The sequence below is a fragment of the Methylomonas methanica genome, from assembly GCF_001644035.1.
In the GTDB taxonomy this organism is placed as follows: domain Bacteria; phylum Pseudomonadota; class Gammaproteobacteria; order Methylococcales; family Methylomonadaceae; genus Methylomonas; species Methylomonas methanica_A.
In genome coordinates, this window is the sequence record NZ_LUUG01000057.1 from 12,953 (window position 1) to 26,688 (window position 13,736).

The 13,736-nt window shown below is 52.8% G+C and carries 11 protein-coding genes; 1 reads left to right on the forward strand and 10 read right to left on the reverse strand.

The window, feature by feature from the left end; genetic code table 11:
- Nucleotides 1-209: 209 nt before the first annotated feature.
- Nucleotides 210-1,586, reverse strand: a complete 1,377-nt coding sequence (locus tag A1332_RS07650; RefSeq protein ID WP_064007921.1) for a hypothetical protein — start codon at nt 1,584-1,586, stop codon at nt 210-212.
- 299 nt (nt 1,587-1,885) lie between these two features.
- Here A1332_RS07650 and A1332_RS07655 point away from each other — a divergent pair, with 299 nt between their 5' ends.
- Nucleotides 1,886-2,548, forward strand: a complete 663-nt coding sequence (locus A1332_RS07655) for an LCCL domain-containing protein (RefSeq protein WP_064007922.1) — start codon at nt 1,886-1,888, stop codon at nt 2,546-2,548.
- Nucleotides 2,549-2,862: 314 nt separating this feature from the next.
- Here A1332_RS07655 and A1332_RS07660 read toward each other — a convergent pair whose 3' ends face one another.
- From A1332_RS07660 to A1332_RS07700, 9 genes are all read right to left on the reverse strand, one after another.
- A complete protein-coding gene (locus A1332_RS07660) occupies nt 2,863-3,612 on the reverse strand; it encodes a PEP-CTERM/exosortase system-associated acyltransferase (protein ID WP_064007923.1) in 750 nt (249 codons plus the stop codon).
- Between the two features lie 374 nt (nt 3,613-3,986).
- The gene (locus tag A1332_RS07665; protein ID WP_064007924.1) at nt 3,987-4,937 is read right to left on the reverse strand and encodes a glycosyltransferase family 2 protein; all 951 of its coding nucleotides are present in this window, start codon (nt 4,935-4,937) and stop codon (nt 3,987-3,989) included.
- Entirely contained in the window at nt 4,930-6,132 is a 1,203-nt protein-coding gene (locus tag A1332_RS07670; protein WP_064007925.1) for a glycosyltransferase family 4 protein, read from the reverse strand. The genes A1332_RS07665 and A1332_RS07670 overlap by 8 nt, the downstream gene beginning before the upstream one ends.
- Nucleotides 6,133-6,154: 22 nt before the next feature.
- Nucleotides 6,155-7,024, reverse strand: a complete 870-nt coding sequence (locus A1332_RS07675) for a glycosyltransferase family 2 protein (RefSeq protein ID WP_064007926.1) — start codon at nt 7,022-7,024, stop codon at nt 6,155-6,157.
- A complete protein-coding gene (locus A1332_RS07680; protein ID WP_064007927.1) occupies nt 7,021-7,812 on the reverse strand; it encodes a glycosyltransferase family 2 protein in 792 nt (263 codons plus the stop codon). The genes A1332_RS07675 and A1332_RS07680 overlap by 4 nt, the downstream gene beginning before the upstream one ends.
- 3 nt (nt 7,813-7,815) lie before the next feature.
- The gene (locus A1332_RS07685) at nt 7,816-8,745 is read right to left on the reverse strand and encodes a class I SAM-dependent methyltransferase (protein ID WP_082879591.1); all 930 of its coding nucleotides are present in this window, start codon (nt 8,743-8,745) and stop codon (nt 7,816-7,818) included.
- Between the two features lie 35 nt (nt 8,746-8,780).
- Nucleotides 8,781-10,100: a lipopolysaccharide biosynthesis protein gene (locus A1332_RS07690; RefSeq protein WP_064007929.1), complete on the reverse strand. Its 1,320-nt coding sequence runs from the start codon at nt 10,098-10,100 to the stop codon at nt 8,781-8,783.
- A 9-nt stretch (nt 10,101-10,109) separates the two neighbouring features.
- Nucleotides 10,110-11,369: an O-antigen ligase family protein gene (locus A1332_RS07695; protein WP_064007930.1), complete on the reverse strand. Its 1,260-nt coding sequence runs from the start codon at nt 11,367-11,369 to the stop codon at nt 10,110-10,112.
- A gap of 9 nt (nt 11,370-11,378) precedes the next feature.
- Nucleotides 11,379-13,733, reverse strand: coding sequence for a polysaccharide biosynthesis tyrosine autokinase (locus tag A1332_RS07700; RefSeq protein ID WP_064007931.1), 2,355 nt, complete (start codon nt 13,731-13,733; stop codon nt 11,379-11,381).
- Between the last annotated feature and the right edge of the window lie 3 nt (nt 13,734-13,736).

The window sequence follows — 13,736 nt, forward strand, 5'->3', positions numbered from 1 at the left end:
AAACAACGTGCACCGCATCGTTCGCGATTGGTGCGGTTCGTAAATTCACCACACCCCTGCTTTTGGCCGGTCCCCGCCCATGCCGGGTTTCGATTGGAGTGCCTGCCGCTTAGAAACAGGAGCGGTGGCGGATGAATTGGAATACGCAGGCAGATTAAGCAGCCGGGCAAACAACGCTTACCCGGCGGGTCTTTAAACAGCGGAAACTATCATTTCCACTTTTTCAGCAACCCTTTTAGCCCGGCAGGCTTGGCGGATTCGACTGCGGCGGCGACTGTTTCGGCAATCGGCTCGGGTTCCGCCGCTACCGGTTCAGGCTTAGCAGCAGGCTCTGCCGGTTTTTTACCGAACAAATTTTTCAGCTTACCGCCAACGCCGGCTGCCGGTTCTTTAACCGCTTCGGCGGCAGTTTCCGCGATTTCCACCACATTTTCTTTAAGCTCAACAGCCGCTTCCATTATAGGTGCGGCGATTTCTTCCAGCTCTTCCTGGATAGTCTCGGCAGCGACTTCGGTCTGTGTGCCCAGCTTTTGATCCAACTTGGCCATTTGCTGCATGGTGTTGTTCAACATTTGCTTGAACTTGCCGAAACCGCCGCTTTTCTCGGCCAATTTATCGACAGACGACTGCTTTGCCGGTGCCGGCTCGGCCACCACTGGTTTGGGCTTATCGACAACCGGCGCAACTTCCCGTTCGACCGGCTTTGGCGGCTCGACAGGCGCCTGAACCACAGCAGGTTCAGCAACCACAGCCGGGGACGGCTGGATAACGGCGGGAGCTTCGTTGATAACAACTTTTGGCTCCGGTTGCGATACCGGCTGCGAGTGAGCCACTGCGGGCACCGCCGAATGTTTGGCCGAGTCGGCGTAACGCGCCAGTTCGGTCTGATGTTTTGCCAAAGTCTCCGCTAGCAGTTTTTCGGCGCTGGCTTGTTCGCGCTCGCGCAGAATTTTTTGCTCTTCCACCGCCAATTCCAGTTTATTCAGCTGTTCGGTTTGCGACTCCAAACGTAACTGTAAAGGCCCCAATAGTGCATCTTTCTCAGCCAGTTTGGAGGTTTCCGCCCACAGGGCAAGTTGCAGCTCGGTTTTGCCTTGCTGTTCGGCTTTAAAGCGTTCGGCAATTTGCGTGGTAAGCGCGAAATATCGGGGCCATAGATCGGTCGATTGCAGATCGTTGGCGGCCGGTAACGCCGGCTCGGTCAATTCAAAACCACTCGCCAAGGTTTTGATGCTGTCGATCACTTGCCGATTAGCCTGTACTAGCATCTCTTCCAGACTCGCTGCCCGTTGCGCTTTGTCCTCAGCAGCAGTTTGGGCGTCCTGCAACTGCTCGATGTTGACAGTTAATTGCTCTTGCAAGGCTTGCTGCTGCTGTTGCGCCGCATCGAGATCGGCTTGCAAGGCCATGCGTGCTTTTAAATGGATGGCATTGGTTTTCTTTAAAAAATAAATCCTGATACTGTAAAACATCGCCGTCAACAACCACACGGCAAGCGCTAAAGCACTGGCATATTCCTGGTTTTCCAGTGTAAATCGATACCAATCCGACAGTATGCTTTGAATCATGGGCAAATAAGCTTCCATAAATAATCCTGGCTAATATAGTTTTTATAATAATGACGTAGGCTTCCGACCAGGAACAGCAGATAGCGATCCTGAAGCAGGCGGAAACCAGTATATCAGTTTGACTCTGCAACTTTACCGTAAGCTGCTGGAATACGACAGAAAAATGCCGACTAAAAAAACTGCTGCACAGTGTCTGCAGCGATTGACAGCAGCCTCGGCAAACCCAAGATTGGTTGTTTATGTCCGGGCTTTATCTTGTGTAGATTCCCGGAACGGCTTAACCTGTGGCCCTTAGTTTTTCAGTTTGGGAGACATCGATGGACGAAATCGTCAAAGCGCTGTTTAGCGCCCCTTTAGCCACGGTATTTGTGATTGCGGGCCTGATATTTCTGCTGGTCGCGGTGGTAGGTAATATCAGCGGCAAGATAGAGCCGGGCCCGAAAGGGCGAGTATTTTCAGGGATATTGGGGTTGGCGTTCGTCGTTGTCGGTTTAGCCATGCATTTCGCGCAAAATTCCGCTCAACCATCAACCACGCCGAATAGCCCGCCAGCTCTCAGTAAACCAGCAGAACAAATTGCCGTGGTGCCGCAAGCACCCCACAGCCTACCCGTTAACACCCCTGCCAACCAAGCACCAGCGACGCTCAATCTGCCGGCAAATGCCGAAATAATCGAAGCGGGTTGCAGTTTTTCCGCCGCACAGATCGAGGGCGAGCCGGGCTCGACTCATTTAGTAGCCTGCCCAGCGGAGTGTGACTCGGCCTATCAAATATTGAACGGCACTGATACCTACACCAACAATTCCTATATTTGCCTGGCCGCTATCCATGCCGGGCTGATCGGCCCTCAAGGGGGCACCGTGCAAGTGATCATCGAAAAAGGCCGCCCCGCTTACCGAGGTTCGATTCGCCATAAAATTCAGTCTTCCGATTATGGAAAGTACGAGGGGTCTTTTCGGCTCGCGCCGCCTACGCAATAGGTGTAAACAGCTTCAGCTTACTCGGTATGTCGCTAGTGGAGATTGGAGCGCAAAGGCTTAGCGACGAGCAGCTACGCAATTACTTTAAAGAAGGGAAATCACGGTGAACATATCTATGAAGGGTCTAAACACAGCCGACACACCTGGCCGGGTGTTACCCAATGAAGGAGGCTTTTAGCACACTAACCTTCACGGCATTTGCTCTGCCCATTTTCAATGGGTCGCCAAGCGCGGGCTTGTTGAATGCTTTAAAAAATACGCTGTAACCAACCCGCTGGGTATCCGATGACTAAAAAAGATCTCGCGTCAATATCCTAGGCTCTTTGCCGCTTAGCCACAGATTGCTCAAGCAGTTCTGAATATTTGCGATAATCCATTTGATAGTCTTTTTGCCACAAAGGATTGGCAAGAATATGCTCGACATCCAAGGCGTAAGGAATACGCTGACCGCGATGATCGCAAGCGCCGCCTACTTGTTGCATTTCGAAACCCTCTTTCTTAACCGCGTAAGCCAAGGATGGCGTCACCAATATGTACCACTGTTTAATATCGTTCTGCGCCGAGTAGACGACCGCAGCGCGGTACAAGCCCCACATAATGCTGCGAGTCTGATTTTTGATGGTGTGCAGATATCTGATGTTACCGCTGTCCTTGGCGGTTTGTTCCGCATCCGTATCTTGTTGCGGGAAAGCCCTTGGCGCGAAGCGTCTGGCTTCTCGCAATACGCAGAGGCGGGATATTTCTATGGATTGCTGATATTGCTGAGCGCTTATCGGTTGGTCGGGAACACATTTGGCTTCGAAAGGGAAAACGGCTTGGTTCTGATAAACCAATCGTAATGCACCCAGCCATTGCCCGGTGTATCTGTGTCGAACCATAAAATGCACGGAATGGCGATCCCACTCGTCGAATTCCATTTGTTCCGGAAAATTTTCTTTATCCTCATAACCCATTTCGTCGCAATAGACTTGGTATCTGAGGTTGTAATGAATGCGTCTGCTTTCAGGCGTGTCAGCTAAAAAAACCTCAAAACAACTATCAAATGAATGCTTTTCAGAAATCAAGATGAAACTCCATAACGTAATTAATCAAATTCCCTAAACATCCGGGCACTACTCTTCAAACTCAAAGAATTGATAACAATGGTTCTGTTATCCCCGCTCTATCAGTGAAAGACCCTATTGGCCTTTATGTACACCCAACAGTGTGTTTTTGCCAAATCTTTGCTGAATCATACTGGCGAGACGCCTACATACAATTAACAGAAAAAACCGGTTCCGACCGGAAAAACACAATGTTGGTTAGGAATCTACAGAGTCAAGATGAAGAAAAACTGTAATTTACATTAGGATAAGATGAAGATTAGATTAATTTTAGAACCAGTTGCGACGTTATTCCGCGGAAATACTGGCTTAATTGATGTCCGGAAATTATCGCGTTACGATCTGCCGTTACCGCTATTTTCAGAAATAGCGCCTACCCAATACGCTTTATGCAAACTAAAGCATCTGTTCAAACTCTGCGGCATTCTAGCGTGCATTGTCCCACCCATTTTATAGCCCAGCCATTTCAAACCGGTGCGCAAACATGCCGACGGTAGCAGCCAAGGCGCATTTTTCAGCAGATATTTCAGCTCTGACACGACAAAACGCCGGCCTTCGCCCGAAGCACCGCCAAAGGTTTGCTGCAACCAAGCGGTATGCGCATGAAACACGCCGATGTCGAAATAGCGCTTAAATTCGTCGGAAAACCCGTAATCGTGCGAATGAAACACGGCGGCATCCCCGCAATATGCCACTTTCCAGCCGTTTAGCAACATCTTGCCGACCACAAAAGTATCTTCGTTCATGATGGTGTTCAGCGGAAACCCGCCAACTCCCATTAGCGCACTGCGGCGGTAAGCGGCATAAGAGTTGGAAATAAACACCGTCTTGATACCGAATTGCGCTTTTTCTTGCAGGCTGCGCAATTGGCTTTGCGGCGGATAATTGAATAAACGGGCATGCGCGCCGATTGGCCCGGCGTTGCGATGCGGCAATTGCCGGCCATAAGCTGCGCCGACACTTTCATCAGCGAACGCTGCCACTAACTTTTCGATGGCATCGGGTTCAGCCAACAGCGCATCCTGAGTCAGAAATACCAGAATGTCCGCATCCGCCAGCCGATTCACGCCAAATTGACGGGTACCGCCATGGTTAAACTCGGACTTGGGTATTACCTGCACGTCAAAGCCCGCTTCAATCGCCAAAGCCACCGTATGGTCAGTCGATGAGGAATCTATCAGCAGTAAATAATCCGGCTTCAGCGTTTGTACGGCAAAGGCTTGCAACCACGATTCCCAAAGTTCGCCGGCATTCAGGGTCGGTACAATCAAGCCCACTTTATTCATAAGAAGAACCCTCTATCAAGGACTGCGGCAATTTAGCTTGATCGATTTTTGTCAACACTTTCCAGACTTTATCACCTAGTTTAACCGGGTCCAACTGCTGTTCGACATATTCACGGCTACGCAGCGACATTTCTTGCCAGGTCGCTTGATTGACCACTTTCGTTTGCCGCAACACAGCACAGACCGAAGTCTCGTTGCGCTCAAACACCAAACCCGCGCCATAGCTTGCCAAATGATCCCAAGCCAAGCCTTTCGCGACCAGCACCGGCCGGCCGGCTGCCATCGCTTCGGCGACCACATTGCCAAAGTTCTCGCGCATGCCGCCGGTTTCCTCTAAACCAGACGGCAACACCAGAAAATGACTGTCGGCCAACAATTGCTTTACGTCAGCAACCGGCAAATAGCCTTTGTAGCTGATAGCACCTTGCGCCTGCGCCAGCAAGGCCTGGAACTCTTCGAAATAAGCGCCATCGACACTGCGGCCGGCCACAACCAAACGGTCATTTGGCCGGCGCGTTTTTAACCAGGCCCGGATAAACGCGTTAATGCCCTTTTCTTGCTGTACATGACCCAGAAAACACAGCTGCGTGCCCTCACCTTGCGGATAGTCCGCGACTTGGAAGTCCCGACTGTCAATGCCGTTCGGCACCAATAAAACCCTGGCATCCTTCCCCAAAACATCGTTTACGCCCATCGCTTCGGTATCGCTGGTGCAATGCACCGCAAGAGCTCGGCGCAAGGTCGGAAACGTCAACCATTTGTAAAACAACCATTTGTGCGGCTTCTGCCGCCGAATCAGCGCGACATGTTCCGGCATCAACCCGCCGTGTACTGCCACCATAAACGGCCGGCGCAGCAATACGCAAAAAACGGCCGCCAAGGTCGAAGGCCAGGTGGCAATACCGTGGATATAGATCCGTGGTGCCTGCCAGCAGAGCTTGAAAATCTTAGGAATGGCTCCCAACCCGAAACCCCAACGCCGAAAAGCGTAACACCGGTAAAGTCTGGCATCGACTTGCCTGCCCAGCTTTACATCCTCCTCACGCAAGCGACCGTCTATCGACTCGTCGGTAGCGACCAGCGCCATGTTGTGGCCGCGTTCCGCCCAAGCTTTGGTCAGAACCCCACAGGTGACCGATACGCCGCCATAGCCTTTAGCCGGCGGCACATGGGTTGTGACAATACCTACATCCATTTCATTTCTCCTGAAACCGTCTTTAAATACATTTTTCTGATTTGCGGTACGCCAAAAATCCGCGCCAGATACCGACCAGGTTGTAAAACGAATACGCCAGTTTTCGCGGATTGAAGGTGATTAGCGCCAAGGCCATTTTTAACACCGGCGCGACAAACATCTTGCGCACGATGTAATACCAAATGAATAGATCATGCTGATTGGTAAACTTACGAATATAAGCGCCGATGCCGGTGGAATACATCAACATCCTGGCAGTGCCTAACTTGTAATGATCCTTGTTGGCATGAAAAATCTTGATCTCCGGCGTGTAGAACGCGTTGCCGCCAGCGCGCAACAAGCGGTACAGCAATTCAAAGCCTTCCGCGCCCGAGTATTTGGAACCGATGCCAAAATCGTGATCCAGATGAAACTGCCGCCGGTCGACCCGTTGCAGATCGAAAAACTGGGTAAACTCCACCCCCATCATCCGGAAACGGTTGAAATAGCCGGCTTTGTGGCTATTCACGCCGATACTGAAACTGGTGGCGGAAAAATCGTAGGAACCCGCCACCAGAATGGCGAGGTCTTTGCGGCGCTTAAATTCCGCCACCACTTTTTCCAACACATCCTTGTCATAGGCGCAATCGTCGTCGGGAAAGGCGACGATACGGCCCTGCGCCAGACCGATGCCGTAATCCCTGGCCCGCGCGTTGCCGGTGAAATCCACCTTTATGTGTTTGATGTCCATCAGCGCTTTGTAGGCGTCAAGGATGGCGTCGATCTTGCCGTCACGATTTTGATCGATTACGATCAATTCGAAGTTTTTATAGGTTTGAAACAGCAGGGATTTCAAAAAATCCAATACTTCGCAGTCCCTGCCCAAGGTTGCCAATACCAACGAAACTTTCATAGCGCACTCCTCGCCCTACTACCGGCTTTTGCTTGCAAATAAATCGTGGCTTCGTACCAAGTAAACATCAACGCAAACTCCAAGCCAGCCGCACCGTCCAAAAAACCGCCGCGCAATAAATAGTGATAACCAAACCGCGCCAGCACCCGCAGCCAGGAGCGTCCCAGCAATACGCTTAAGCGACCGCGCGTGGTCATCACCGCGCCGGCCGTCGGTTGCAACTGCACTTCTTGCGCGGCCTTGCCGACGTGTTTGTGCATCCACTCGATAATTTCGCCGTGATAAAAATAATGCTCGTAAGGAATCTCGGAATAGCCGATGCGGCAAGTATCCAGCACCGCTTCGCCATGCCCGGTGTGATTGCGCACAAAGCGGGTAGTCTCGCGGCGCACCAGCCTGGGGTGATAGATCGGATAGCCGGGCGCATGATTCAGACGTTTGCCGCGCAGATACAACACCGACGGCACCATCAATACATCGATGCCATTTGTCGCGGACAGCTTGGCCTCAAACCAGTCGTAAAAGGCTTGCGGATAGATTTCGTCGGCATCGACGAACAAAATCCACGGCGTGTCTATGCCGCACTGCCGAATCGCGAAATTGCGTTGTTCGGCAAAACCGGGCCATGGATTGCGATGAATCGCGCAGCCCCGTTCTTGGGCAATCGCCAGCGTGTTATCGGTACTGCCGGAATCGACAATCGCGATGGGGTAACGCTGTGGTACGCTCGCCAAACAGCGCGGCAGGTTGGCTTCCTCGTTTTGGGTCAGAATAACGACGGTCAACATGGCTTATTTCTTCACCGCATAGACGTTCAGGTAAATGCCCAAACCCAAGCCATCCATTAACGCTGCAAACGGTATCTGCGCATACTTCACCAATGTGTCGGCCAATTTTGCCAAGCCGCCTGTCAGGCCCAAGCGCTTGGATAGTGCGTTGTACTGAATCCGGGTGACTTGCTCGGTTTTAACTACCTGCAAGCCGTTGCGTTCCAGCAAGCTTTGCAGACCTTGCTCGGTAAAATAATTCACGTGTTCCGGCACCCACAGGCAGGCGTTCTCCTTGGTACCCAACAGTTTGACCAAAAACGACGCATAGTTAGGTACGGCGCACGCCAGCACGCCGCCGCTTTCCAGTAGATCGGCCACTCTGGCGATAGTGCGGTCCGGCTCAAGCAGATGCTCCAACACTTGCGACATCACCACGACGCCAAACGTCTGCTCAGGCCGATACTGCTCGAACATGATCGGCAAAGGCTGGTCGCCGTTTAAATCCTGAAACACCCGGTTTTCATACTGACCGGGATTGATGCTGACGGTGCTGTAACCCAACAAGCGTAGGGCTCGGGTATAAAAGCCAAACCCGGAACCAATATCCAAAGCACGGTGGTTGCCGGACTTGTTCAACTGGTCGGCGTGCAGCGCCATGCGCTTGGCATCGACGGTGCAGTTAGGAAATGCCGCTTCCCTGTCCAACACTTCGTCCAACGTAATCGCCTGCGTCAGCGCCTGACCGGAATATTGATAGATGGCTTGCAACCATTGGCGATGCGGCGGTTGATTCAAAAATCCGGTGCCGCAGCACGCGCAGCGATAAATCTGAAATGCTTTGCTGCTGGCGCTATCGGTATACAGGTAATCTTTTTGCCGCCAAAAACCGATTTTCTCGGCGCCGCAAGCCACGCATGCATGTAGCACTTCGCCGTATGTTTCTGTTGTCATTGTTGCGTATGTCATCGTCTCCACCGTTGTCACGCTTAAGCATCAGCCGCGAGCGGCTCTTGTCTCAATGTTTGAATAGTTCCAGGCATGGGGCTGGTGGCCGCTTGCCAGGGTTTTGCCAATATCGCCAACACCAAGGCTTCGATACCAAAATAAACCGGATTGGCCCAGGCCGCGCCAGGCAACCCGTATTGGCTAACCAGCAAGGGAATCGTAATCGCTGCCGTCACCGCACCGCACAATCGGCCTTTCAGCAAGGTTTTGGTACGCTTATGCGCCAGCAGCGGTTGCGCGACCGCCGTGCCCAAGGCATGCAAGGCACAACCCAGCGCCATGGCCGGCATTAAATCGACTGCCGCATGATAGGACTTGGCCAACACCAGGGAAGCCACCCAGTCCTTGCACAGCAGCAACAGCAACAAGCCGACCACGCCCAGGCCCGCGACGCTGGCTATCCAGAGCCATAAAATCGAAAAGGCTTTTTGCAATTGCTGTGCGGAGAAGGCCTGAAAATAGGCGGGCTGAAAGGTGCGGAGCAGCACCATCGCACTACGGTTGAAGGCCTCGTTGACGATCATATAGGTCGCGGCGTACAAACCCACATCGGCAGCGGTCAGCAGATAGCCGATCACATAACGATCACCCAAACCGTTGATCCAGAAAATCAACTCCATTGGAATTAAAGGCAAGGCATAAACCCAAACTTCGCGGCGGAAAGATCGGCTGGTGGTAGGGGGCATCCGCACGGCCTTGCGGTGCTTCACAACCACCCAAACCAGGTTGGATAGCAAGCTGGCCAGGATATAGCCCAGCAACACCCATTCCGGATTGCCGCCCAGCCACCAGACCAGCGCTATCGCCAATGCGGGCCTTAACACGCTGTCGCTGGTTTGCCAAAGACTGGCTAGGCGCTGCTTGCGCTCACCTATCGCCAATTGAATGCCCAACTCGCGCTGTACCGTAATCGCTAACAACACTCCGGCCAACAAAAACAGCACGGTGCTGGCATCAGTAAAATAGCCGTAGGCAAAACCGCCAAGCATTAGCAAAGCTATCGCCAAGCCCGTGGCTTGAAGCGTCAAGCCGGCTACCGTCGTATGCAGATTTCGGCGCTCGGCCGGATCTTGGCATTCCGGCACGATACGCATGCCGGCGCAGATAAACGGGTAAGAAAACACCGCCACACCCAGCGCGACAAAACCGTTCAACAAGGCCACTTGACCATAAACCGCCGGGCTAACCAGTTCAGTCAGTAAGCGCGTACCCAGTAACAAGGCCAGCGCCGACGCCGCCTGGCCGAACAAAGCCCAAAACGCATCACCGCATAATTTGGAATTTTTTAAGGCACTAAACATATGCAAGGGTTATCGCCAAGGCTGAGAGTAATTGGTTTGCGCGGATACCGGTGCTTGTGCCAAGTCGGAATTAACCGCATGTTTTTTCGCGGCGCAGCCTAACACCATGCCCCACAACAACATCAACAGGGCATTCTGCGGAAAGTACTCCCACATATTAAACGTCAGGCCGGCGGCGAAGATAAACATGGTCACCAGACCTTTATTAGGGTGGACAGACATCCGTGTCGTGATCCATAAAAACGTCAGATAGGCCAGTAAGCCGATCACGCCGTAACCGTTCAACAAGAACAAATACAGGCTGTCGGAATCGAACTGGCCGGGAAAATACTCGGCACCGAACAGCAGATTGACAGTATTGGAACTCAAGCCCAAGCCCCAGCCAAACAACACATCCATCGGCCCGTGCACATGATCGGCAAACACGCGCTGCCACAAGTCTATCCGGCCGTCTTGAGTGGGATCGGCATCGTCGCGGCCGCTCAACAAGGGGCTGGACGCCAAAATCAAGGCTCCCACCGCCAAAATCGGCGCCGGCATGACTAAGGCCCAGCGATCACGCGGCCTTAACGCAGCATAAACCTGAAAAAACACCACCAGCAAGGAACTGATAAACGCCGTACGCGAACCGCTGAGCAAGGCTAAAAATACACTTAACGCCAACCAGCGCCGCATACCCGGCACCAAGGCAAATACCAACGCGCAAGTCGCCATCGTCGCGCCGAACAAGTTTGGACTAACGAAGGTGCCGAACGGCCGGCCGCCGCCCAACATCGATACCCCAAACAACGGCGGTGCCCACAATGCCTGGGCGATGGCTAATACGGTCTGCAACACCAGGTAATAGCGCAGGTAGCTGGCGAACTTGTAAAGCACATAATCGCCAGCCCCCAAACGGCTGGTGACGAAACCGATCAAAGCCACCGGCAGATATTCGAACACCCGCAGGCCGGTCATCGGCACGACCAGCGGCAAATCCAGATATAAGGCATAACCCACTTCAAACAAGACATAGGTACAAATCACCCCCAGAAACGCCAACACCGAGCTGCTAAAAATCCCGTTGCGCAAACGCGGTTCCAGCCAGGCGTAAACGATCAGCACCGCCAACAAGGCCTCGCGCAGAATCCGCAAACCCATTTCCTGTTCGCCGTAGACTTCCTTGATACCTGCCCAAGCCGATTCGACCTGCGGCAGCGAGGCGACCGTTGATGCGCCGACCAACGCAATCAGCAGTATGGGCAGGTCTTTTTCCAGACGGATTCTCATCGTTGCTCGTTAAACCCGCTCATCGGTTTCAGCGGGAACCGGCAGCAATTCCCTATCCAACTGCTTACCCAACCAGTCGCCCACCGCGTGATATTTATCGCTCCAGCTGGACTCGTCCTTCGGTTCCTGATCGGCGCGTTGGTAGGCGTAACCGTAATACGGGTAGTAAGACGAGCCTTCCTTCATATCATTGATGATGAAGCCGTTGGGTTTGATACCAACCTGTTGGAAACGGCGGGCGCTGACTTCCAGTTCCTGCGCGGTGTAGCGGCCCTCTTTCACCACCAGGAAAGTGGCGTCGGCATGCTTGCCTAAAATCGCTGCATCGGTGGCGCCCAGAATCGGCGGGGAATCGATAACGATGTGGTTATAAAAACTTTTCAGTTGTTCCAGGGTTTCCGACAGCTCGCCCAGCACCAGTAATTCGGCGGGGTTTAGCACCATATTGCCGCGCGGGATCAAATCGATACCGACATCCGGCAAGCTGACGATCACTTCGCCCAGCGTAGCTCTGCCGGCCAAGAAATCGGACAAGCCCGGTTGTTTGCCTATCGAAAAAGTATCGTGTAAACGGCCATTGCGCATATCTGCGTCGATCACCAACACCCGTTTTTTTATGCTGGCCAACAAGGCCGCCAAGTTGGCACTGACAAAAGACTTACCCATGCCCGGAGCCGGACTGCTGACCATGATCACCTTGCTTTCATGCTGCGCCAAAGTGGCTTCCAGCGTGGTGCGCAAACCGCGCAGCGATTCGATGGAAATATCCAGCGGATCTTGGCTAACCAGAATGCCGTTGTCTTTATCCTTGCCCAGCAAGCGTCCCAATTTATGCTGTTTTTTACTATGCGGAATCGCGGCGAACAGCGGCAAACCCACTTGATATTCCAGCAAGGCCGGATAGTTGTCGTGGCGTTGCAAAGAGTGTCTCAGAAAAATCAACGCCGAGCCCAAGCTCAACCCCAACAAACCGGCAATCGCCAACAACAAACTAGGTTTGGGCCAATACGGTTTTTCCGGCGTGACCGCGAAATCGACGATACGCGAATTACCCAGGGAACCGGCGGCAGCGATGCGTTGTTCCTGCGCGCTGTTCAGCAAGGAGGTGTACAACTCGGTATTGACCTGCACGTCGCGCGACAAACTCACCATGTTTTGTTGGGTTTTCGGTAGATCTTTAATGCGCTTTTCCAAAGCCGCCAACTTGTTATTCACGCGTTTGATCTGAGCGTTGGTGGAGATCATGTCCGGATGCTCGGATTCCAAACGTTGGCTTTGTTCGTCGTATTTTTGTTTGAGTTGAATGCTCAGGGTTTCCATATCCGACGCCTGTTTCAACAGAATCTCTGCTTCAGCGGAAATATCCACCGCACCGTGTTGCTGGCGATACGCACTCAAACCTTGCTCGGCTTTTTCCAGGCGTTCCTTGACGATGGGCAACTGGCTTTCCAGAAAACCCAGTTTTTGCGAAGCTTCCGCCGACTCCCAGTTCACCGTGGCATTCACATAAATCGCCGCAATGTCGTTCACCGATTTAGCCAACTGCTCAGGGTCGCGACCCTTCAATTCCACGCTGAGGATGTCGGTATCCTTGGAGACTTCTTTTACCGCAAAGGCTTTTTGCAGCGTTTCGATTGCTGACAGCACGGTACGGCGGGTCAATTCGAAATGCGTACCCGGATGCGCTTCCAGGGTTTCGACTTTAATCGTCACCGGAGTTTTCTCGCCGATCTCGGCACTCAATACTTCGCCAACCTGACCCGCCAACAATTCGTCGCCGCGAGGATCGAGTAATTGGAAACGACCGTCTTCAAGCGCGATCAGGGTAAATTCTTTTTCCAAATAGCGATCAGGGACGCTGAATGCGGCGATTTTTAGTTTTTCGCCACCCCAGGCCCAGCGACTGAAGCCCCACCAGGCTTCCGCAATGCCGTCATGGGCATCATGCCGGCGCGCCAAGGTTTCACCAATAAATGGAAAAAAATAAGGCTCGGTTTCTATGGTCAAATTCAGGTTATCCACGACTTTGCCCAACACCGAACGCGAGCGCAAAATCTCAACTTCCCGTTGTGCGCGCGGACTTTCAGCTTCCGCCGGCGCTTGGTTGTTTTCGCTGCGCAGCGTCGCGGACAGCAAGGCCTTGTTTTTGTCGATTCGCAGCAAGGCGTCAGCCTTGTAAGTGCGCGGCGCCAACACCAGATATACGGTGGTAATCAGCAACACTGAACACAGCGCAATGAAAATGGTTTTACGGCCTTCTATCAACAAATCGACATAGTCACGAATACTGACGCTAGGCTCTGCCATTCGCGCCTGATTCACCGTTTGCAATACCGGCGTAGCTTCGTTTTGTGAGTAATACATTGG